Origin of the sequence: Sphingobium sp. WTD-1 (genome assembly GCF_030128825.1) — a bacterium.
Taxonomy (GTDB): Bacteria; Pseudomonadota; Alphaproteobacteria; order Sphingomonadales; family Sphingomonadaceae; genus Sphingobium.
The window spans coordinates 1,159,762-1,178,397 of sequence record NZ_CP119127.1 but is presented as its reverse complement, the minus strand read 5'-3'; the positions used below and the strand labels follow the sequence as shown (position 1 = coordinate 1,178,397).

Genomic DNA, 18,636 nt, shown 5'->3' with positions numbered 1-18,636 from the left:
AAAGCCGGCGACGATCGGACCCTGGCCGCTATCGTCGCGGCGCAGTTCGATTCCGGTTCGACGGTCGGTCAGGGCTGGGCTCCGTCGCGCGGCCCCATGCGCTCGGCCTGGGCGGCGATGCCGCTCTTCTTTTCCTTCTTCTCGGCGGTCTGCGGGCTCAGGCCCAGCGTGATCAGCAGCGAAGAGGAGACATAGACAGACGAATAGGTGCCGACGATGATGCCCAGCATCATGGCCGCGGTGAAGCCGCGCAGCACATGGCCGCCCAGCAGCAGCAGCGCGCCCAGCGCCAGCAGGATGGTCATCGACGTCATCACCGTGCGCGGCAGCGTCTCGTTGACCGACAGGTCGATCAGCGACTTCATGTCCATCTTGCGATATTTGCGCATATTCTCGCGGATGCGGTCGTCGATCACCATCTTGTCGTTGATCGAATAGCCCACGATGGTCAGCACCGCGGCGATGATGTTGAGGTCGAACTCCAGCTGAGTGATCGCGAAGAAGCCCAGCGTCATCAGCACGTCGTGGACGATCGCGACGAAGGTCGAGACGCCGAACTGCCATTCGTAGCGGAACCAGGAAAAGATCGCGATGCCGACGATCGCCAGCACGACGGCCAGCACGCCATTCTGGATCAGTTCGCCCGATACCTTGCCCGACACCGTGTCATAGCGCGAGAAGGTGACACCGGGGAATTGCGCTTCCATCGCCTTGCGGGTCTTTTCGACCACGGCGTTGGCCGCACCGGCACCGCCCTGTTCGGGCAGCGGCAGGCGAATCTGCACGGTCTTGGGATCGCCGAACTGCTGCAACGAACTTTCGCCGACACGCAACCCTGCAATGGTGTCGCGCACCTTGTCGGTCTGCACCGCCTGCGGGAACTTCGCCTCGATCATCAGGCCGCCGACGAAATCGACGCCCAGGTTCAGGCCCTTGTGGAAGGTCGCACCGACCGCCAGCACCGTCAGCAGCAACGTCAGGCCAAAGGCCCAATGCCGCAGCTTGACGAAGCCGATATTGGTGTTGTCGGGGACGAGCTTGAGAAGTTTCATGGGTTGTTCCTCCCGCCCCTCTTAAATGTGGATGTCGGTCGGACGGGTGCGACGCACCCAGCCCGAGACGAGAACGCGCGTGAAGGTCACGGCGGTGAACACGCTGGTCGCGATACCGATCAGCAGCACGATGGCGAAGCCCTTGACCGGGCCGGACCCCAGCGCGAGCATGATGCCACCGGCGATCGCATGGGTCACGTTCGCCTCGAAGATGGTGCGGCTCGCTTCCTTATAGCCATGCTCGATCGACTGGACGACATTGCGTCCCCGTCGCCGCTCTTCGCGGATACGCTCGTAGATCAGCACGTTCGCGTCGACCGCGGTGCCGATGGTCAGCACGAAGCCGGCAATACCGGGCAACGTCAGCGTGGCGCCAAGAATGCCCATCACGCCCAGGATCACCAGCACGTTGATGGCCACGGCGATATTGGCATACATGCCGAACCGGCCATAGCTCACGAACATGAAGGCGGCGACGGCCACGACCGCGACGATCGAGGCGGTCAGGCCGGCGCGGATCGAATCGGCGCCCAGGCCCGGACCGACGGTGCGTTCCTCGACCACGACGAAGTTGACCGGCAGCTTGCCCGACCGCAGCGCGATCGCCAGCTGGTTGGCGCCCTCGACGGTGAAGCTGCCCGAAATCGTCGCCGACCCGCCCAGGATCGGTTCATTGATGTTCGGGGCCGACAGCACCTTGCCATCCAGGATGATGGCGAAGGGGCGGTTGACATTCTGCGACGTCACCTTGGCAAACTTGTTGCCGCCCGATCCGTTGAAACGGATGGTGACATTGGGTTCGTTGGTCTGCTGGTCATAGGTCTGCTGCGCGTCGGTCAGTTCTTCGCCCGACACCATCACCTGGCGGTGGACCGCGATCATCGGCGGCCCGGCCGGATTGGTCGGATAGGGCAGGACTTCGCTGCCCACCGGCGCGCGGCCCTGGGCCACCTCGCTCGGATTGGCGCTCATGTCGACGAGCTTGAATTCCAGCTTCGCGGTCTGGCCCAGCAGCGCCTTCAGCGCCTTGGGATCCTGCAGGCCCGGCACCTGCACGACGATGCGGTTGGCGCCCTGCTGCTGGATGGTCGGCTCGCGCGTGCCCATTTCGTCGATGCGCTTGCGGATGACTTCGGTCGCGACCTGCATCGCGCTCTTGACCGCATTGTCGATTCCCGCCTGGGTCGGCGTGATGACGATGGTGGAGCTGTTGACCACCTCGACATTGAAGTCGCGCTGGCCGGTCAGGCCCGCACCCTGGGTCAGCGGGCGGATGCGCTCGACGGCGGCATCCACTTCGCTGGGGTTGCGGACCATGAAGCTGAGCTTCCCGTCACGGCTGGAGATATCGCCGATCGCGATCTTCGTCTCGCCCCGGCGCAGTTCCGTGCGGACCTGCTCCTCCATATTGGCGAGCCGCTGCTTGGCCACATCCTGGGTCGACGCTTCCAGCAGCAGATGGCTGCCGCCGGCAAGGTCGAGGCCCAGATTGACCCGCGTCTGCATGAAGGGGGGCAGCTTCGCCACCGTCGAATCGGGCAGGAAGCTCGGGACGGCGCAGAAGATGCCGATGATCAGCGGCAACAGGATGCCGGCGATGGCCCAGCGCGAGAAGTTCAGCATGGTTGGATCAGTCGTTCGCGGGCTTAGCGGTGGTCGGGTCGATCACGTCGGCCAGGGTCGACTTGACCGCCTTGACCTTCATGCCCGGCGCCAGCTCGATATCGACATAGATGTCGTCGACGCGCGCGACCTTGCCGACCAGGCCACCGCCGGTCACGACCTGATCGCCCTTCTGCACGGCGTCGATCTTGCCCTTATGCTCCTTCATCTTCTTCTGCTGCGGACGGATCAGCAGGAAGTAGAAGACGACGAAGATGAGGACCAGCGGTGCCATCTGCACCAGGATACCGGCGCCGGAGGCTTGCCCGCCCGCGGTCTGGGCAAAGGCTGGAGTAATGAACATGGTGGGACTTTCGCCTTGTTTTTCGGTCTCCCCAACCCACAGGGCGCGGGCATGGGATCAAGCGCGGGCGGCTAACACAGATGGCCGGGGCAAGGCAACATGCTTGGCTTTTCGCGCCCGGAATGGCGGGCTTTGAAAGCATCGGGTAGCGGGCGGGAAAGCCGGTCATTTGCACGCCTCGCAAAAAGCCTGCATCGAATCCCTTGCAACTTCCAATTCATCCCTCTATTGGGCGCCCTCCGGTCGGGACGTAGCGCAGCCTGGTAGCGCATCACACTGGGGGTGTGGGGGTCGGAGGTTCGAATCCTCTCGTCCCGACCAAGAAAACCCGCCGTTTCTTGCCAAGCGCAAGGGACGGCGTTTTCGTATCAGCAATCACATAGCAAGCACCGTGATGAGATTCGATCATTCTGTGCGCGATCGGGAGGGAAGCTATATGCCCACTGATTGGACTGCTTTGGCGACGTGGAAGGACGTGGCATCCATCGTCGCGGCATTTGGCTCACCGTTCATCGGCGCAGCGCGGCGGCATCGACCGCGTCCTGACGCTGGAATGCGGGCGCACCTACACTGTGGACGAGAAAGTTCGCATGGAGGACTGGCCCGATATTCTGTTGGAACGATGGAGCGATGAGGCTCGGCGGATCGCTGCTTCCTCCATCCGCTTGATGCGGCGTTGAAGGGCACCGATGCCGGACGATCAGCCCGCCGCCCCTGCGGCATCCTCCCTCTCCCCCGCCATCGCCAGCAGCAGGTCGATCTTGTCGTGCAGGCTGGCGATCTGGGCTTCCGAACGCAGGTTGGTTTCATAGTCGAGCCGCGCCTCCAGCCGGTCCTTTGCCGCCTGGCGATTCTGGCTCATCATGATGATCGGCGCCTGCAGCGCGGCCAGCATCGACAGCATCAGATTGAGGAAGATGAAGGGAAAGGGGTCGAAGGCATGGCGCGCCAGCACCAGCGTGTTCAGGATCGCCCAGAGGACCAGGAACAGGCTGAAGCCGATGATGAAGCGCCAGGAGCCGCCGATCGCCGCGACGCGGTCGGCCAGTCGCTCGCCATAGGTCTGGCCGTCATCGAACAGGCGGTTGAGATCAGGGGCCTGTGGCCCGCGGCGCAGGGAGCCGACGAGAAAACGGATGGCTGCATTCATGGATCACCTCGTGCGACCGCGCCTTCGGGGCGGGCGGGTGATCCGAACCTGTCAGTTCGCCCCCATGCCCGAACGCGCGGTCTTTCGACTATGGTCGTTGTCGGGCATGATTTCCTCGAAAGGATGGGCGGAATATTCCGGTTGGAACAGGATCGCCGCTAGACCCGACGCCGCGCCGGATCAATCCGCACAATCATGAAATCCTGGTCATGTTGAACGTGCAGGGACGGGGCTGAAACGGGCGCCGGGCTGCCGGATCTTTACCGATCCGGCACCGCCTTTCCCCTGTTCAAGGATGATTCGACGGAGCAGACCCAAGCCTTTTCAAGAGGTTACCCGAAGCGTTCTGGAAGTTTGCGCATATGACGCATGGAAGAGTCCGCGCCGCGATCGAAAAATCGACGCAATAGAATGGGTTGACGATGCCAAAGAGCCAGGCGGAAGTTTATGGCAGGCGCAGCCCTGTAGGACAGGCCTTTCTCAGGAAAACCGCGCGACCGGGCGCGCGCCGTCGCCATTTCCCCTGTCCTACAGATAACCAGATGGGATAAATGATTCGCCATCCACGAACCATGGAAGGGCCGATCATGACTATCGACACATTGCTGGACGAACTGATCGCGCGGGAGGGTGGCTATGTCGACCATCCGGCCGATCGCGGCGGGCCGACCAATATGGGCATCACGCTGGGTGTCGCGCGGGCGAACGGCTTTGACGGCGACATGCGCCGTCTGCCGCCTGCAACCGCGCGTACCATCTACCGCCAGCTCTATTGGGATGGGCCGGGCTATGCCGCAGTCGCGCAGCAGAGCATGGCGCTCGCCGCCGAACTGTTCGACACCGCCGTCAACATGGGACCGGGGGTCGCCAGCGCCTTTCTCCAGCGGGCGCTCAACGCCCTCAACCGCAACCAGCGCGACTATCCCGACCTGAAGGCCGACGGCGCGATCGGCGCCCGCACGCTCGCCGCACTGCGCGCCTTCCGCACCCTGCGCGGCGCGGCCGGCGACGTCGTGCTGATCAAGGCGATCGAGGCCTTGCAGGGCGAACGCTATCTGGCGCTGGCCGAAAGCCGCCCGGCCAACGAGGCCTTTCTCTATGGCTGGCTCGCCAACCGCATCGGCTGAAGGGAGACGCGATCATGATGAAGACCGACGACATTCCCTTGCTCCCCGGCCCTCTCCCCACCGAGCCGACCGACCTGTGGACCCAGCGGTCGCGGCCGGCCTTTCTCTACGTCATCTATGCACTGCTGCTCTGGTCGATCCCGATGGGGCTGATCTCGGGCTGGCAGCCGGCGGTGGCAGGCGCGATCATCGCGGGCATGCGCGTCTATCTCGACGCCCTGCCCGAGCCACTCTATGCCCTCTTCGGCACCGCCTATCTGGGCTATACCGCCGCCCATGCCTGGGGCAAGGCGAGGGGCACGGAGCGCTGAGAGCCTGTTTGAAAGATCGCGAAAGAGCGATTTTTCAGCGCGGCACCAGCCCGCTCCCCCGCCCAACCAACCGATCCAGTGTCATCCTGTCGGGCGGTTGGGCGGGGGAGCGGGCCGGAACCGACTTTCTCAAACAGTCTCTGAGAGCCAGAGGCGGTGCGCAACACCGCCCCTTTCAGCTCAATTATTGACGTAGAAGTCGCGCAGCGCCCGCGCATCATGCAGGGCATTGTGCGGCACCCGGCTGTTGGCCGCCGCGCTGAAGCCCGCCGCGTTGATCAGTTCCAGCCGCAGCCCATAGTCGACCGCCGCCATCTGCCCCGGCCCAGTGGTCAGGAGCGCGCAGAAATGGGCCAGATCCTCGGGCCAGTCGGCGATGATCACCGGATCGGAATCGCCATCCAGATAGGCGGCGATATGGTCGGCCGCCTCGATCCGGCTGAGTTCATGGTCCAGCCCCGGCGGCACATGGCGCAGATAGGGGATGACATGGCGCTCGACCCAGGGTTCGATCACATCGGGCAGCGGCAGCGACGCATAGAAATCATCGTCGCCATGTTCGGGCACCAGCGCCACGCTGATCAGCGCGCCGCCAAAGCCGTTGAATTCGGTATCGAGAAAATAACGCATGATGGGGGTGCCGATAGCCCCCTGCGCCGCCGCTGGCCAGCCCATAGGCGGCGAACCGTCCGATGGGCCGCCATTGCGCAGCGGCCCGCGACCTGTCATGCGGCCGCTTTCCCCGCCGCACTTGAAGGACCATTGCCATGACACCGCGCGAATTGCTGGGCACCGCCGCCGTTCCGGGCGGGCAGGAGCTGCGCCTTTATCGCCGCGGCGGCGACTTCATGATCGTGCTCGACCGCAACGAGCTGATGAGCAGCCGGATGAGCGGGTCGGAAAAGGCGCTGGCGCTGATGACGCTGGAGCGGCTGGGCAAGCGCGCCGGTCTCCACATGCTGATCGGCGGCTATGGCATGGGCTTCACGCTGCGCGCCGCGCTCGCGGAAATGGACGCAAAGGCGCAGATCACGCTGGCCGAACTGGTGCCCGAGATCATCGAATGGGCGCGCGGCCCGATGGTCGACCTGGCCGCCGGCTGCCTCGACGATCCGCGCGTGCGACTGGTGATGGACGATGTCGCCCATGTGATCGCGGCCGGCCATGGCAGCTATGACGCGATCCTGCTGGATGTCGACAATGGTCCCGACGGCCTGACCGCCGATGCCAATGACCGGCTCTACACCAATGCGGGCCTCTCCAGCGCGATGCGCGCGCTCAAGCCCGGCGGCATATTGGCGATCTGGTCGGCGGGATCGGACGCCGCCTTCACCCGGCGATTGCAGAATGCGGGCTTCGCGGTGGAAGAAGTCGCGGTTAAGGCGCGCGACAATGGCAAGGGGCCGCGCCACGTCATCTGGTTTGCAACCCGCCGGCGGTAGGAATCCTGTTTGAGAAAGCCGGCTCCAGCCCAATCCCCCGCCTAACCGCCCGATCCAGTGTCATCCTGTCGGGTGGCTGGGCGGGGGAGTGGGCCGGCACCGTACCGAGACATCGCCCTTTTAGATGTCTCAAAAAAACGCCGCACCCCGGACATGAGAGGGGCCGCCGGGACGCAATGCCCGACGGCCCATCATGTGCATGGTCAGCGGCCGGAAACCGCCCAGAAGGAAGACAAGTTCGCGCTAAAGCCCTTGGCGGAGACGGCCTGTATGTCGGCGCTCTTGGTCTCTACACCATGAAGGGTTTGTACCGACGCTCGGGCGTCGTCAGCGGCGCATTTTCCGAATGGACTTGACCGACCCCATTGCTGAACCATGAGACATCGGATCACCTCCTTTCGCTAATTAAGCCCGCGTGGCCGGCTTTGGACTGCCCCTCGATCGGCCACGAGACGGACTGTGAATCAGACGGATTGCAGGATCAAGACTTGTAATATTCTTTTTTGGAATCATACTTGAACGTCCGCGCCGAAAAGGCAGGACCGCCCGTTTCAGCCCCGACAATCCTCGATAACACGGGAAATTTCGGCCCAGGCCGGGACGATCAGCGTCTCCTGCCCCTGCACCTCTATCGCGAAACGCCCCCGGCTATAGGCCAGCTGGTCCAACACCGCATCGCTCGCGCCGCGCACGGCGGTCAGCTGCGGCACATGCGTCCCCGCCATCACCGCCGGCCAGCTGCTCGCACCATAGCTCGTCCGCACGGTGATCGCGCCCTGCCCGGCGCCGGCCCGACTGAGGCTGATCCGCCGCGTCGCCCGGTCGCAGCGCAGCGTCAGGCGCGGGGCAGAAGCCGACTCGCCAAACAGCGCGACCGGCCCGGCGGGATCGGCGCGATAGGTCCAGTTGCCCGGCGTCGCCGGCCGATATTGCCATTCGACCGCCGCAGGCTGGGCCGGCTCGGCCGGCGGCACCGGCGCAGGCCGGGGTGCCGGCGCGGGGCGCGGCGCCGGCGCGGAGGGCGGCGCGACGCAGCCGGCCACCAACAGGGTCAGCGGCGCTGCAAGGGCCGGGGCGGACACAAGAAATCGGGTCAGACGCATGGCGCTTCCATGCCCGAGGCGGCCGGAGCGCTCAACCCGAAAAGGGGCAGGGCGACAGCAGAGGCGGATGGCCGACCGCAGCCATCGCCCCTTGCGCACATGCGCAACCGCTCCGTTCATCGCACGGAGAGCCTCAAAAAAGCGCCGGATATTGACAGTTTTGGGGCGAATCGATAAAGGCCGCCGTTCCCTACACGCGTAACAGCGGCAGTGCTTCCTGCACTGGCCGTCTTTTTTGCGTCTTGGGAAGCAACATCATGGCCTGTTTTTCCTTGCCAGGAAAGAGGCCCGAACGCTTTGAGATGGGGCGGCGCCAACTGCCCCGTGGAGCAGGAGATTTAAGTACCATGGCACGTATTGCGGGTGTTAACATCCCGACCAACAAGCGCGTAATCATCGCGCTCACCTACATCCACGGCATCGGTCGCAAGACCGCCGTTGACCTCGCCGACAAGCTGGGCATCGACCATGCGCGCCGCGTTCAGGACCTGTCGGACGCCGAAGTCCTGCAGATCCGCGAAGCCATCGACGCCGACCTGACCGTCGAAGGCGATCTGCGTCGCGAAACCGCGATGAACATCAAGCGCCTGATGGATCTGGCCTGCTATCGCGGCCTGCGTCATCGCAAGGGCCTGCCGGTCCGCGGTCAGCGCACGCACACCAATGCGCGCACCCGCAAGGGCAAGGCGAAGCCGATCGCCGGCAAGAAGAAGTAATCGTCGAGGGTCATGTCCTCTGGACCGACCCTCCGGTGACTTCTGCTTTTGAACGATTTTTGTAGGATTAGAGCAAAATGGCACGCGAACCCCAGCGCATTAAGCGCCGCGAACGCAAGAACATCTCGGCCGGCGTCGCGCACGTCAACGCCAGCTTCAACAACACCATGGTGACCATCACCGACGCCCAGGGCAACGCGATCTCGTGGTCCTCGGCCGGCATGATGGGCTTCAAGGGCAGCCGCAAGTCGACCCCGTACGCCGCTCAGGTGTGCGCCGAAGACGCCGGCCGCAAGGCCGCCGAGCACGGCGTCCGCACCCTCGAAGTCGAAGTCAAGGGCCCCGGTTCGGGCCGTGAATCGGCTCTGCGCGCGCTGCAGGCCGTCGGCTTCCACATCACCTCGATCCGCGACGTCACGCCGATCCCGCACAATGGTGTGCGTCCGTCGAAGCGCCGCCGCGTCTAATTAAGCTTCGCTAGAGGCTTGAAGGCGGGCGGCGGACGCGTCGCCCGCTTACCCGTTTGCATCGGCCGGAACGTCCTGATGGGTCCAGGATCTACCCGTTACGGCCACATCCCCAGGGGAAGTACATGACTGTCAACATGAAGAACTGGCAGGAATTGAAGAAGCCCAACGCCCTCGAGATCAAGCCGACCGGCGACGGCAAGCGCAAGGCGACCTTCGTTGCCGAACCGCTTGAGCGCGGTTTTGGCCTGACGCTCGGCAACGCGCTGCGCCGGGTTCTTCTCTCCTCGCTCCAGGGCGCGGCGGTCACCTCGATCAAGATCGAGAATGTCCTGCACGAATTCTCGTCGCTCGCCGGTGTGCGTGAAGACGTCACCGACATCGTCCTGAACATCAAGCAGGTCGCGCTGAAGATGGAAGGCGAAGGCCCCAAGCGTCTGCAGCTGTCCGCCACCGGCCCGGCCGTGGTGAAGGCAGGCGACATTGCCGTCGTCGGCGACATCGAAGTGATGAACCCCGATCTGGTGATCTGTCACCTCGATCAGGGCGCGACGCTGAACATGGAACTGACGGCTGACATCGGCAAGGGCTATGTCCCCGCCGTCGCCAACCGCCCGGCAGACGCACCGATCGGCCTGATCCCGGTCGACGCGCTCTACTCGCCGGTCCGCCAGGTCGCCTACAAGGTGGATAACACCCGCGTCGGCCAGGAACTGGACTATGACAAGCTGTCGCTGACGCTGGAAACCGACGGCACCGTGACGCCGGAAGATGCGATTGCCTATGCAGCCCGCATCCTGCAGGACCAGCTCCAGCTGTTCGTCCACTTCGAGGACGCGCTGCCCGCCGCTGCCCCGGCTGCCGGCCATGCCGCTGCCGCTGCGTCGGAAGGCGAAAGCGACACCAACCAGATCAACCGCTATCTGCTCAAGAAGGTGGACGAACTGGAACTGTCGGTCCGCTCGGCCAACTGCCTCAAGAACGACAACATCATCTATATCGGCGATCTGGTCCAGAAGACCGAAGCCGAGATGCTGCGCACCCCGAATTTCGGCCGCAAGTCGCTGAACGAAATCAAGGAAGTGCTGTCGTCCATGGGCCTGCGCCTGGGCATGGACATCCCCGGCTGGCCGCCGGAAAATATCGAGGAAATGGCCAAGAAGCTCGAACAGGAGCTGCTGGGCTAAGAGGATCGGGTCGGAGCAGCGCTTCGACCCGCTTCCTTGTGGGGCAATGGGCGGCGCCCCTAAATCGCTGCCTGGTCTGGGGTACCTCATCCGGCCCCTTAACGAACGAAGGAATGAGACATGCGTCATAAAGTTGGTCATCGTAAGCTTCAGCGCAGCACCGGTCATCGTACCGCCCTGCTTCGCAACCTGGCTGCCTCGCTCATCAAGCATGAGCAGATCCTGACCACCACGCCGAAGGCGAAGGAACTGCGTCCCTACGTCGAGAAGCTGATCACCCTCGCCAAGAAGGGTGGCCTGTCCAACCGTCGTCTGGCCGACGCCCGCCTGAAGGACGATGCGCAGCTGACCAAGCTGTTCGAAGTCCTGGCCGAGCGTTACAAGGATCGCAACGGTGGCTACACCCGCGTGATCAAGGCCGGTTTCCGCGCTTCGGACGCCGCGCCGATCGCGATCATCGAACTGGTCGACCGTGACGTCGATGCCAAGGGCCAGGACTCCGGTCCGGTCAACACCGTCGACGAAGACGAATTCGAAGCCGCCTGATCGCGGTTCCGCCGGTAACGGTGGATAGACGATAGTCGAACAGGCCGCGGCTTCATCCGAAGCCGCGGCCTGTTTCCTTTCAAGGATATAAGGTCGAGAGGATGCGCGCGCTTCGTCGCCTGATCTGGCCGCTGCCGGCCCTGCTGGCAGTGATCGCCGCCGCGCCGGCCTCTGCTGTGGCCGACGCCACCACGGGCGATGCGACCCCGGCCGCGATCGACGCGACGCCGCCCGACAACGGCCTCCATTACCCGCTCACCCGCCGTCAGGATCTGGTCGAGGATCATTTCGGCGTGAAGGTGACCGATCCCTATCGCTGGCTGGAAAATGACGTCCGCACCGATCCCGCCGTGCGCGACTGGGTCGGCCGCGAAAATGACCTGACCCGCCGCTATATTGACGACCTGCCCGGCCGCGACGCGCTCAAGACGCGGATGCAGGCGCTCTTTGCCCATGGCCGCTTCACCGTGCCGCGCAAGGCCGGCACCCGCTATTTCTACGGCTATAACAAGGGACTGCAGAACCAGACTCCGCTCTATGTCCGCGAAGGGCTGGCCGGCGAACAAAGGCTGCTGCTCGACCCCAATCGCTGGGCCAGGGATGGCGCCAGTGCGCTGGCCGAATGGACGCCCTCGCCCGACGGTCGCTTCCTGGCTTATGGCGTGCAGGACGCCGGCAGCGACTGGCGCACCCTGCGCGTGCTGGACGTCGACAGCGGCAACATCCTCGACGACAAGGTCGAATGGGTCAAATTCTCGCAGACCGCCTGGGACGGCCGGGGCGAGGGCTTCTTCTACTCCCGCTACGCCGCCCCGGTCGATGGCGAAGCCTATCAGTCGACCAACAGCGACCAGCAGCTTTATTATCATCGCATCGGCACGCCCCAGGCGCAGGACCAGCTCATCTATGCCACGCCCGATCGCCCCGGCCTCAGCCACACCGCCCAGGTGACGAGCGATGGCCGCTGGCTGATCGTCAGCAGCTTTGCCGGCATGGACCCGCGCCGCGAACTGCATGTCGCCGCGCTCGACGGTGGCCCCGTCAGGCTGCGGACGCTGGTCAAGGGCATCGCCAATGACTGGCGCCTGATCGGCAGTCGGGGATCGACCCTCTATTTCGTCACCGACCGCAAGGCCGCCCATATGCGGCTGGTGACGCTCGACGCCCTGCGGCCGGGGCGCAGCGAAAAGCCGCTGGTGGCCGAACGCGCCGATACGCTGGCCGGTGGATCGCTGGTCGGCAACCGCTTCATCCTCGCTTACATGACCCAATCGGAAACCGTCGCCGAACTGGTCGAGCTGGACGGGCGCAAGGTCGGCGACGTGCCGCTGCCGGGCATGGGCACGGCGGCCGGCTTTGGCGGGCGCGATGGCGACCCGGAAACCTTCTTCTCCTTCTCCGGCTTCGTGACGCCGGCCAGCATCTATCGCTTCGACACGGCCAGCCAGCAGACCCAGCTCTTCGCCCAGCCCGACCTGCCCTTCAATCCCGCCGATTATGGCGTTGAACAGGTCAGCTATCCCTCGAAGGACGGCACGCTGATCCCGATGACGATCCTGCGCAAGAAAGTGCTGGCCGACCATGCGCAGGCGGTGCCGACCATCCTCTATGGCTATGGCGGCTTCAACATCGCGCTGACGCCCGGTTATTCGGCGACCCGCATGGCCTGGCTGGAACAGGGCGGCGCCTATGCGATCGCCAATCTGCGCGGCGGCGGCGAGTTCGGCAAGGCCTGGCACGATGCCGGGCGCGGCGCCAACAAGCAGAATGTGTTCGACGATTTCATCGCCGCCGCCGAATATCTCAAGGCGCAGGGCTATACCCCCAAGGATGGCCTGGCGATCGAAGGGCGCTCCAATGGCGGCCTGCTGGTCGGCGCGGTGGTGAACCAGCGGCCCGACCTGTTCGCCGCCGCGCTGCCCGCGGTCGGCGTCATGGACATGCTGCGCTTCGATCGCTTCACCGCCGGCCGCTATTGGGTCGACGATTATGGATCGCCCGACAATGAACGCGACTTCCCCCTGCTCTATGGCTATTCGCCCTATCACAACATCTTGAGCGGCAAGGAGTATCCGGCGATCCTGGTGACCACGGCGGATACCGACGACCGGGTCGTGCCGGCCCACAGCTTCAAATATGCCGCCGCGCTGCAGGCCGCATCGATCGGCGACAAGCCGCATCTGCTGCGGGTGGAGAATCGTGCGGGCCATGGCGCGGGCAAGCCGATCGACAAGCTGATCGAGGAATATGCCGACAGCTATGCCTTTGCCGCCCATTTCACCGGGCTCGACATCCAGCGCAAGCCGGACTGAGCCCATTCAGCCTCTGGACAGCCCGACGCGGCTATGGCTCTTTCCATCGCAGGAGACAGGCAGATGATCGGGAACAGGACGCGGTGGATGACGGGTGCGCTGGTGGGCGCAGGGCTGCTGTTGGGCAGCGTCGCCCCGGCACAGGCCCGGCCCCGCTATGACGATCGCTACTGGCATCACCGCCATGATCGCGGCAATGGCTTCGGCTTTGGCGACGCGGTCGGCATCGCCGCGCTGCTGGGCGCCGCCGTGGTCGTCGCCAATTCCGTCTCCAAGGACCGCAAGGACGCACGTGGCGCCGATACCGACAACCGCCCCTATGCCGACAATGACGCCCCGCCCCCGACCGGCGGCACCGACTATGGCGCCGATGCCGGCGACGCGGGACCGCCCGCGCGCGCGGATGATTTTTCCGACGTCGCCGCCGCCAACCAGAGCAATGACCAGTTGACCGATGCCTGCGCCCTCGCCGCGCGGGACGAGGCGCAGGGGCAGGCCGGCTATGCCGAAATCCGCCACATCGACGAGCCGCGCGCGACCGCCGACGGCTATAATATCGATGGCGAGGTCGAAACCCGCGCCAGCTATCGCGCCACCGAAGGCACCACCCGCCGCTTCACCTGCGCGATGAAGGACGGACGCGTGGCAGAGGTCTATCTCAGCCGCGACGTGGCGATGCACTGACCTAAGACGGCGCGTCGCTTTATCCTGTCCCGGCGTCATTTCGTCGGATAGCATCGCCTCCGAATCAGGGGGTTATGGGTGGCAGGCTTTCTTCTCGCGCCGGAAAATATCGTCTTCGTGTCGGCCCTGCTGCTGATGCTGCTGATCGGTGGCGTCCAGGCGCTGGGCCTGGCCGGCGACGCCGATCTCGATCTGGATGCGGATGCCGACCTGCTCGGCTGGCTGGGCTTTGGTCGCCTGCCACTACTCGCGCTGATCGCCTTATTCCTGACCTGCTTCGCCGTCATCGGCCTGCTCGGCCAGCAGGCGGCGCATGACCTTCTGGGCGCGATGCTGTCGCCCTGGATTGCGGTTCCGGCCGCCGGCGCCGCCGCCCTGCCCGCCACTGGTCTTGCCGCCCGCCTGCTCGCGCCACTGCTGCCCCGCGACCACAGCACCGCCATTCCGCTCGATCATCTGGTCGGCAGTCGCGCCCGTATCGTCACCGGCCGCGCGACCCGCGGCTCCCCCGCTCGCGCGCGGGTCGAGGATCATCATGGCCAGGCCCATTATGTCATGGTCGAACCCGACAATGACGGCCAGGTGCTGGAGGAAGGCGAGACCATCCTGCTCGTGCGCCGCGAAGAACATCTGTTCCGCGCCATCTCGCATGGCGACCATTATCTGCCCCGTCTCTAGGAGAGAGTCATGAATCTTCCCGCCGTGCAGGAGAGCTTCTCCATCCTGCCCTATGCGATGATCGCCGGCAGCGGCCTGCTCGTCCTGATCGTGCTGGGCATCGTCATCGCCCGCCTCTACAAGCGCGCCTCGAAGGAAATCGGCTTCGTCCGCACCGGCTTCGGCGGGGAAAAGGTGGTGATGAACGGCGGCGCGCTGGTGCTGCCGATCTTCCATGAAACCATGCCGGTCAACATGAACACCGTCCGCCTGGCGGTCGAGCGCAAGAATAGCGACGCGCTGATCACGCTCGATCGCCTGCGCATCGACGTGAAGGCGGAATTCTATGTCCGCGTGAAGCCCGACGCCCAGTCGATCGCCACCGCCGCCCAGACGCTGGGCATGCGCACCATGAATCCCGAAGCCCTGAAGGAACTGGTCGAGGGCAAGTTCGTCGACGCATTGCGCTCGGTCGCGGCCGGCATGACGATGAATCAGCTGCACGAACAGCGCGGCGACTTTGTGCAGAAGGTGCAGCAGGTCTCCTCGGTCGACCTTGCGATGAATGGCCTTGAACTGGAGAGCGTTTCGCTCACCGGCCTCGACCAGACGTCGATCGAACATTTCAACGCCAATAATGCCTTCGATGCCGAGGGTCTGACCAAGCTCACCGAACAGATCGAACTGCGCAAGAAGTCGCGCAACGACATCGAGCAGGAAACCCGCGTCCAGATCGAAACCAAGAATCTGGAGGCTGAGCGCCAGTCCTTGCTGATCGCCCGCGACGCCGAATTTGCCCGGCTGGAGCAGGAGCGTGAGGTCGAGATGCGCCGCGCCGCACAAATCGCCGAGGTCGCCCGCGAACAGTCGCTGCGCAGCCAGGAAGCCGACCAGGCCCGGATCGAGGCGAAGAAGCTGGTCGACAGCCAGCAGATCGAGGCCGACCGCGCCGTGCAACAGGCCAAGATCGCCCAGGCCCAGGCGCTCGAACTGGCACGGCAGGAGCAGCAGATCGCAGTCCAGAACAAGAGCCGCGAGGAAAGCCAGGCCAAGGCCGAAGCCGACGAGGCCCGCGCCAAGGCGGTTGCCGCCGAGGAACAGGTCCAGACATCCCGCGCGACCGAGATCGCCGAACGCACCAAGCGGATCGAACTGATCGACGCCGCGCGCGAGGCGGAGCGCGCCGCCATCCAGATCCGGGTCGAGGCGGAAGCCGAGAAACAGGCCGCCGCCGACCGCGCCGAAGCGCTGCGGGTTGCGGCCGAAGGCGAGGCCGAAGCAGCCAAGCTGCGCGCCGAGGCCGATCGCGTCCGCTTCGAGGTGGAAGCCGCCGGCCAGCGGGCGGTCAACGAAGCCGCAAACCTGCTGTCCTCCGACCAGATGTCGCTGCAGACCAAGTTGGCCTTGCTCAAGGTGTTGCCCGACCTGGTGCGCGAGGCGGCCAAGCCGATGGAATCGATCGACTCGATCAAGATCGTGCAGGTCGACGGCCTTACCGGCCAGGGCGGCGGTGCAGGCGCGGACGGCCTGGTAAGCGCCGGTGGCGACCAGAATCTCGCCAGCGCCGCGGTTTCCGCCGCGCTGCGCTACCGCGCCCAGGCACCAGTGATCGACGGGCTGATGAAGGAACTGGGCCTCGACGGCTCCAGCCTCGACAGCCTGGTCAAGAGCGCGGTCGATCCCGCTCCGGTGGCGCCCGTCATCGTCGAGAAGATCCTGCCGAAAAAGGACCAGCCCCAGGACTGATCGGCTGGCATGAAAAAGGGGCCGGAGCGATCGCCGCTCCGGCCCCTTTTTAGTTCTCCCCTGATCGGGCCGATCAGGCCATCAGCGCCTTGACCGCGTCGGCCACGCGCTCGGGCGAGACGATATAGGCATCCTCCAGCACCTTGGCGAAGGGCACCGGCGACTTGGGCGCGCCCAGGCGGCGGACCGGGGCCTTCAACTGGCCGAACAGTTCCTCGGCGATGGTCGAGGCGATCTCCCCGCCGGGGCCGAAATCGCGCACCGCTTCATGCACCACCAGCGCGCGGCCGGTCTTGGCGACCGAAGCCAGCACCGCTTCGCGATCCCAGGGCGATACGGTGCGCAGATCGACCAGTTCGACCGAAATGCCCGCCTCCGCCAGCGCCGGCAGCGCGGCCTGGCAGCGCAGCACCTGCGACGACCAGGAGACGATGGTGATGTCGGTGCCTTCCTGCACGATCCGCGCCTTGCCCAGCGGGATCGGCGTCGCGACCTCGTCCACCTCGCCCGGAATGAACAGGCTGCCGGCGGATTCGATGAAGATGCAGGGATCGGCATCCTGGATGCAGGAGAGCAGCAGCCCCTTGTAATCGGCCGGGGTCGAGGGCGCGACCACCTTGATGCCGGCGGTATGGGCGAACCAGCCTTCCAGATGGTCGGCATGCTGGCCTGCCGTCTGCCAGCCCGCGCCGGTCAGGGTGCGGATGGTGATCGGCACCGTGCTCTGCCCGCCCGACATGAAGCGCAGCTTGGCGGCATGGTTGAAGATCATGTCCATGGCGACGGTGGTGAAGTTCATCAGCATGATCTCCGCCACCGGCTTGTAGCCGGCCAGCGCCGCGCCGATCGCCGCGCCGATGATCGCCTGTTCCGAGATCGGCGTCGACTTGACGCGATCGTCGCCGAAGCGGGTCGACAGGCCAGCGGTCGCGCCGGTGACGCCGCCGCCTTCACGGTCGGCGACATCCTCGCCCAGCACCAGCACCTTATCATCCTCCGCCATCGCCTGGGCGAGCGCCGAATTGACGGCCTGGAGCGAGTTCATCTTCTTGGCCGTCATGCGGGCATCTCCTGGGCAAACACATCGCGGCGCAGTTCGTCGACCGACGGCAGCGGGCTGGCCAGCCCGAATTCCTGGGCATCCTCGACCTCGGCCTCGATCTTCGCCTGCATCTCGGCCAGCTGATCCTCGGTCGCATGGCCCTGTGCCACCAGCCATGCCTTGAAGGCGGGCAGCGGATCCTTGGCGATCGCCGCGGCCTTTTCCTCCTTGGTCATATATTTGTCGTCGTCGCCCAGCACATGGCCGAGGAAACGGAAGGTCTTGCACTCCAGCAGGGTCGGTCCCTCGCCTTCGCGGGCGCGGGTGATCGCTTCATGCGCGGCGGCATACATGGCGAGCGGATCATTGCCGTCGACCGTATGGCCGGGCATGCCGTAGCCGATCGCGCGCTTGGCGATGAAGTCGACCGAGGTGCCATTCTCGTAGCGCGTATGTTCGGCAAAGCCGTTATTCTGGCACACGAAGATCACCGGCAGCTTCCACACCGACGCCAGGTTCAGCGCCTCGTGAAAGGCGCCGATATTCGATGCGCCGTCGCCGAAATAGGCGATCGTCACCCGCTTCGACCCATCGAGTTTCGCCGCCCAGGCGAGGCCGTTGGCGATCGGCATGGAGGAGCCGACGATGCCGGTCGTCACCATCACCCCGGTTTCGGGATGGGTGAGATGCATCGGCCCGCCCTTGCCCTTGCAGGTGCCATCGACGCGGCCGGCAATTTCCGCCCAAAGCGGACGCAGCGGCATGTCCTTGGCCACCATGTCGTGGATGCCGCGATAGATGGTGCAGATCTTGTCGTCATCGGTCAGCAGCGACGAGATGGTCGCGGGGATCACTTCCTGCCCGCGCGCCGAATAATAGGGCATGACCAGCCGCCCCAGGCGGATGGTCTTGCGGATCGCGTCGTCGTTGCGCTCGATCCGGATCATGCGGCGGTAGATATCCACCAGCGCTTCCTGGCTCGGCGCCGGGGCGTTGCTCAACTCTGCCATGGGTTCCTCGATGGCTATGGAATGTGACCCCTGCATTGGCCGTCCGGCATCGGGGGTCAACTCGCCCCGGCGATATGTGGCCCAGCGCCCGAAAAGGCGCCGAAATGCGCCAGTTTTC

19 protein-coding genes and 1 tRNA gene are annotated in these 18,636 nt (G+C 65.0%); 12 read left to right on the top strand and 8 right to left on the bottom strand.

Annotated elements, in window-relative coordinates; genetic code table 11:
* Nucleotides 1–68: 68 nt before the first annotated feature.
* The 3 genes from secF to yajC are packed head-to-tail and all read right to left on the bottom strand — an operon-like array spanning nt 69 to nt 3,018.
* A complete protein-coding gene (gene secF, locus N6H05_RS05805) occupies nt 69–1,052 on the bottom strand; it encodes a protein translocase subunit SecF (protein ID WP_284113062.1) in 984 nt (327 codons plus the stop codon).
* A 21-nt stretch (nt 1,053–1,073) separates the two neighbouring features.
* Nucleotides 1,074–2,675: a protein translocase subunit SecD gene (gene secD, locus N6H05_RS05800; protein WP_284113061.1), complete on the bottom strand. Its 1,602-nt coding sequence runs from the start codon at nt 2,673–2,675 to the stop codon at nt 1,074–1,076.
* A 7-nt stretch (nt 2,676–2,682) separates the two neighbouring features.
* Nucleotides 2,683–3,018, bottom strand: a complete 336-nt coding sequence (gene yajC, locus N6H05_RS05795) for a preprotein translocase subunit YajC (RefSeq protein ID WP_284113060.1) — start codon at nt 3,016–3,018, stop codon at nt 2,683–2,685.
* A 244-nt stretch (nt 3,019–3,262) separates the two neighbouring features.
* Between yajC and N6H05_RS05790 the strand changes: the two genes are divergently transcribed.
* Nucleotides 3,263–3,339: transfer RNA gene (locus N6H05_RS05790), tRNA-Pro, on the top strand.
* Nucleotides 3,340–3,718: 379 nt separating this feature from the next.
* Here N6H05_RS05790 and N6H05_RS05785 read toward each other — a convergent pair.
* Nucleotides 3,719–4,168 (bottom strand): DUF1003 domain-containing protein, encoded by a 450-nt coding sequence (locus N6H05_RS05785; protein WP_284113059.1) that lies wholly within the window; start codon nt 4,166–4,168, stop codon nt 3,719–3,721.
* 587 nt (nt 4,169–4,755) lie between these two features.
* Between N6H05_RS05785 and N6H05_RS05780 the strand changes: the two genes are divergently transcribed.
* Both N6H05_RS05780 and N6H05_RS05775 read left to right on the top strand, forming a co-directional pair.
* Entirely contained in the window at nt 4,756–5,295 is a 540-nt protein-coding gene (locus tag N6H05_RS05780) for a glycoside hydrolase family 108 protein (RefSeq protein WP_284113058.1), read from the top strand.
* A 14-nt stretch (nt 5,296–5,309) separates the two neighbouring features.
* On the top strand, nt 5,310–5,606 hold the full coding sequence (locus tag N6H05_RS05775) for a 3TM-type holin (protein ID WP_284113057.1): 297 nt from the start codon (nt 5,310–5,312) through the stop codon (nt 5,604–5,606).
* A gap of 180 nt (nt 5,607–5,786) precedes the next feature.
* Here the strand turns inward: N6H05_RS05775 and N6H05_RS05770 are convergent, their stop codons facing one another.
* The gene (locus N6H05_RS05770) at nt 5,787–6,236 is read right to left on the bottom strand and encodes a hypothetical protein (protein ID WP_026108855.1); all 450 of its coding nucleotides are present in this window, start codon (nt 6,234–6,236) and stop codon (nt 5,787–5,789) included.
* A 137-nt stretch (nt 6,237–6,373) separates the two neighbouring features.
* Here N6H05_RS05770 and N6H05_RS05765 point away from each other — a divergent pair, with 137 nt between their 5' ends.
* Complete coding sequence (locus N6H05_RS05765) at nt 6,374–7,048, top strand: spermine/spermidine synthase domain-containing protein (protein WP_017499648.1); 675 nt, start codon at nt 6,374–6,376, stop codon at nt 7,046–7,048.
* 551 nt (nt 7,049–7,599) lie between these two features.
* Here N6H05_RS05765 and N6H05_RS05760 read toward each other — a convergent pair.
* A complete protein-coding gene (locus tag N6H05_RS05760; protein ID WP_284113056.1) occupies nt 7,600–8,151 on the bottom strand; it encodes a hypothetical protein in 552 nt (183 codons plus the stop codon).
* A 347-nt stretch (nt 8,152–8,498) separates the two neighbouring features.
* Between N6H05_RS05760 and rpsM the strand changes: the two genes are divergently transcribed.
* From rpsM to N6H05_RS05720, 8 genes are all read left to right on the top strand, one after another.
* Nucleotides 8,499–8,867: a 30S ribosomal protein S13 gene (gene rpsM / locus N6H05_RS05755; protein ID WP_004208751.1), complete on the top strand. Its 369-nt coding sequence runs from the start codon at nt 8,499–8,501 to the stop codon at nt 8,865–8,867.
* 77 nt (nt 8,868–8,944) lie between these two features.
* Nucleotides 8,945–9,334 carry a 30S ribosomal protein S11 gene (gene rpsK, locus N6H05_RS05750; RefSeq protein WP_004208752.1) on the top strand — a complete coding sequence of 130 codons (390 nt, stop codon included), beginning with the start codon at nt 8,945–8,947 and terminating at the stop codon, nt 9,332–9,334.
* A gap of 125 nt (nt 9,335–9,459) precedes the next feature.
* On the top strand, nt 9,460–10,521 hold the full coding sequence (locus N6H05_RS05745) for a DNA-directed RNA polymerase subunit alpha (protein ID WP_004208753.1): 1,062 nt from the start codon (nt 9,460–9,462) through the stop codon (nt 10,519–10,521).
* 120 nt (nt 10,522–10,641) lie between these two features.
* The gene (rplQ, locus tag N6H05_RS05740; protein ID WP_004208754.1) at nt 10,642–11,067 is read left to right on the top strand and encodes a 50S ribosomal protein L17; all 426 of its coding nucleotides are present in this window, start codon (nt 10,642–10,644) and stop codon (nt 11,065–11,067) included.
* 101 nt (nt 11,068–11,168) lie between these two features.
* Nucleotides 11,169–13,379, top strand: coding sequence for a prolyl oligopeptidase family serine peptidase (locus N6H05_RS05735; protein WP_284113054.1), 2,211 nt, complete (start codon nt 11,169–11,171; stop codon nt 13,377–13,379).
* 63 nt (nt 13,380–13,442) lie between these two features.
* On the top strand, nt 13,443–14,063 hold the full coding sequence (locus N6H05_RS05730) for a hypothetical protein (protein WP_284113053.1): 621 nt from the start codon (nt 13,443–13,445) through the stop codon (nt 14,061–14,063).
* A 78-nt stretch (nt 14,064–14,141) separates the two neighbouring features.
* On the top strand, nt 14,142–14,741 hold the full coding sequence (locus N6H05_RS05725; RefSeq protein WP_284113052.1) for an OB-fold-containig protein: 600 nt from the start codon (nt 14,142–14,144) through the stop codon (nt 14,739–14,741).
* Between the two features lie 9 nt (nt 14,742–14,750).
* Nucleotides 14,751–16,466, top strand: a complete 1,716-nt coding sequence (locus N6H05_RS05720; protein ID WP_278392606.1) for a flotillin family protein — start codon at nt 14,751–14,753, stop codon at nt 16,464–16,466.
* Between the two features lie 73 nt (nt 16,467–16,539).
* On the opposite strand, the gene N6H05_RS05715 is transcribed toward N6H05_RS05720, so the two are convergent.
* Complete coding sequence (locus N6H05_RS05715; RefSeq protein WP_284113051.1) at nt 16,540–17,526, bottom strand: alpha-ketoacid dehydrogenase subunit beta; 987 nt, start codon at nt 17,524–17,526, stop codon at nt 16,540–16,542.
* On the bottom strand, nt 17,523–18,518 hold the full coding sequence (locus tag N6H05_RS05710; RefSeq protein ID WP_026108932.1) for a thiamine pyrophosphate-dependent dehydrogenase E1 component subunit alpha: 996 nt from the start codon (nt 18,516–18,518) through the stop codon (nt 17,523–17,525). The genes N6H05_RS05715 and N6H05_RS05710 overlap by 4 nt, the downstream gene beginning before the upstream one ends.
* Nucleotides 18,519–18,636: the final 118 nt, after the last annotated feature.

Bases quoted from the DNA above. Each gene is read 5' to 3' on its own strand.
- N6H05_RS05730 (WP_284113053.1), top strand. From the start codon at position 13,443: ATGATCGGGAACAGGACGCGGTGGATGACGGGTGCGCTGGTGGGCGCA.
- N6H05_RS05760 (WP_284113056.1), bottom strand. From the start codon at position 8,151: ATGCGTCTGACCCGATTTCTTGTGTCCGCCCCGGCCCTTGCAGCGCCG.
- N6H05_RS05710 (WP_026108932.1), bottom strand. From the start codon at position 18,518: ATGGCAGAGTTGAGCAACGCCCCGGCGCCGAGCCAGGAAGCGCTGGTG.
- N6H05_RS05770 (WP_026108855.1), bottom strand. From the start codon at position 6,236: ATGCGTTATTTTCTCGATACCGAATTCAACGGCTTTGGCGGCGCGCTG.
- N6H05_RS05765 (WP_017499648.1), top strand. From the start codon at position 6,374: ATGACACCGCGCGAATTGCTGGGCACCGCCGCCGTTCCGGGCGGGCAG.
- secD (WP_284113061.1), bottom strand. From the start codon at position 2,675: ATGCTGAACTTCTCGCGCTGGGCCATCGCCGGCATCCTGTTGCCGCTG.
- secF (WP_284113062.1), bottom strand. From the start codon at position 1,052: ATGAAACTTCTCAAGCTCGTCCCCGACAACACCAATATCGGCTTCGTC.
- rpsM (WP_004208751.1), top strand. From the start codon at position 8,499: ATGGCACGTATTGCGGGTGTTAACATCCCGACCAACAAGCGCGTAATC.
- N6H05_RS05745 (WP_004208753.1), top strand. From the start codon at position 9,460: ATGACTGTCAACATGAAGAACTGGCAGGAATTGAAGAAGCCCAACGCC.
- N6H05_RS05720 (WP_278392606.1), top strand. From the start codon at position 14,751: ATGAATCTTCCCGCCGTGCAGGAGAGCTTCTCCATCCTGCCCTATGCG.
- N6H05_RS05775 (WP_284113057.1), top strand. From the start codon at position 5,310: ATGATGAAGACCGACGACATTCCCTTGCTCCCCGGCCCTCTCCCCACC.
- yajC (WP_284113060.1), bottom strand. From the start codon at position 3,018: ATGTTCATTACTCCAGCCTTTGCCCAGACCGCGGGCGGGCAAGCCTCC.
- rplQ (WP_004208754.1), top strand. From the start codon at position 10,642: ATGCGTCATAAAGTTGGTCATCGTAAGCTTCAGCGCAGCACCGGTCAT.
- N6H05_RS05785 (WP_284113059.1), bottom strand. From the start codon at position 4,168: ATGAATGCAGCCATCCGTTTTCTCGTCGGCTCCCTGCGCCGCGGGCCA.
- rpsK (WP_004208752.1), top strand. From the start codon at position 8,945: ATGGCACGCGAACCCCAGCGCATTAAGCGCCGCGAACGCAAGAACATC.
- N6H05_RS05715 (WP_284113051.1), bottom strand. From the start codon at position 17,526: ATGACGGCCAAGAAGATGAACTCGCTCCAGGCCGTCAATTCGGCGCTC.
- N6H05_RS05735 (WP_284113054.1), top strand. From the start codon at position 11,169: ATGCGCGCGCTTCGTCGCCTGATCTGGCCGCTGCCGGCCCTGCTGGCA.
- N6H05_RS05780 (WP_284113058.1), top strand. From the start codon at position 4,756: ATGACTATCGACACATTGCTGGACGAACTGATCGCGCGGGAGGGTGGC.